At 67.8% G+C, this 1587-nt stretch carries 1 protein-coding gene and 1 pseudogene; both read left to right on the top strand.

The genetic code is table 11. The features are described 5' to 3' along the window. Nucleotides 1-460: 460 nt before the first annotated feature. Nucleotides 461-1102, top strand: a pseudogene (locus AC1D34_RS37915) (hypothetical protein); the annotation flags it as partial. 28 nt (nt 1103-1130) lie between these two features. Beyond that, nucleotides 1131-1587 (top strand): DUF4153 domain-containing protein (locus tag AC1D34_RS37910; RefSeq protein ID WP_476827070.1); only part of this gene is annotated, 457 nt, incomplete at its 3' end.

Raw genomic sequence — 1587 nt, 5'->3', positions numbered from 1 at the left:
ACTCCGACCCGTGCCTCCAGATCCACATAGGAAAACAGCGATCCAGAGCGCTCATCCGACCCGCGCATCAAATGCCCCCAGCCAACTCCTCTAGCCGAGTGAATCACGCCAAACGCCGCCCCGCTACAGACTTTTTCAACAGCCTGTTAGGCGACACTGCCGGTCATCAGGGTCGGCGAACGGCCGCTTCCCGCGAAGGGGCCGTTTCCTGCACGAAAACTGCACAACAATCCTGAGATCCTGAGCATTCTCAGGACCGGCGCTGCAATCGGCTGCGGCATCTCTGCGGCATGGCAGAGATCGTCGCTCCCCGTTCCCTCACATCAAGGCTGCCGCGCCGGCTGGCCCGCGATGGCTGGTGGCTCGTGGCCGGACCGCTCCCTGCCGAGACCGCCATCCTGGCCTTTCCCGCTCCGCCGCGCGGCCCCCGCGCGCCCGAATCCTCGATCAGCGAAGCCCCATGCCCATGTCCTCCCTTTCAGCAGAACCCCTAGAGCCGATATCCTCCCTGCCATTCGCGAGCCGCGCGACGCGCTGGCTCGCGACCCGGCTCGGGCTCGCCGCCGGCCTGGTGCTGCTCGCCGATTTCCTGTTCTACGGCCATTGGCTCGGCATCTCGCTCGCCTATTTCCTGGCGGCGCTTGCCATCGCTTCGCTCTGGGCGAACCCAATCCGCGCCGGCGCCGGCAGGCGCATCCTGGCGCTCGCGGTGCTGGGGGCGGGGCTGCTCGCCATCGCCGAGGAGGTCAGCCTGCTGTCTTCCTTCGTTGCGATCCTCTGCACGGCGGCCTTTGCCGTCATTCTCAGCCAGCAGCAGGCGCGCTGGCAGGAGCTGCTGCGGCAGGCGAGGCTGATGCTGCTGTCCGGCGCCGGCGGGCTAAGGCGGGATATCGGCCGTGTCGGCCGCCTCTCGGCACGGCGTCGGCGCGCATCCTCCGGCAGCGCCTGGCTCATCGGCTGGGTCGTGCCGCTGGTCCTCGTCGGCGTGTTCGCAACCCTGTTTGCCTCCGCCAATCCGCTCGTCGAGATCTGGCTGAACCGCATCGACCTCAGGCTGTTGCTTGATCTGCTCTCGCCCTGGCGCGCCGCCTTCTGGCTGATGATGCTTTGCCTGGTCTGGCCGATGCTGCATGTCCGGCTCGCCCGCAAGCGCCAGGGCGAACCCTGCGGCGCCCCTCACGCCCGATCGCCACGGGCTCCTCGGCGACACGGCGATCCTGCGTTCGCTCGTCCTGTTCAACGCGCTCTTTGCCGTGCAGACCCTGCTCGACATCGCCTATCTCTGGGGTGGCGTCGCACTGCCGGACGGCATGAGCTATGCCGCTTACGCCCATCGCGGCGCCTATCCGCTCGTCGTCACGGCGCTGCTGGCGGCCGTCTTCGTCTTGGTCGCGATGCGGCCGGCCGGCGCCTCCGAGCGCCACCGCCTCGTCCGGCCGCTGGTTCTCGCCTGGGTCGGCCAGAACATCATGCTGATGGTCTCGACGCTGCTGCGGCTCGATCTCTATGTCGAAGCTTATTCGCTGACCTGGCTCCGGCTCGTCGCCTTCAACTGGATGCTGCTCGTCGCGCTCGGCCTGGTGCTGC

This window comes from Allobosea sp. P1_A7, assembly GCF_056406775.1.
The sequence above is the reverse complement of the archived record's forward strand: the minus strand, read 5'-3'. Positions and strand labels throughout refer to the sequence as shown.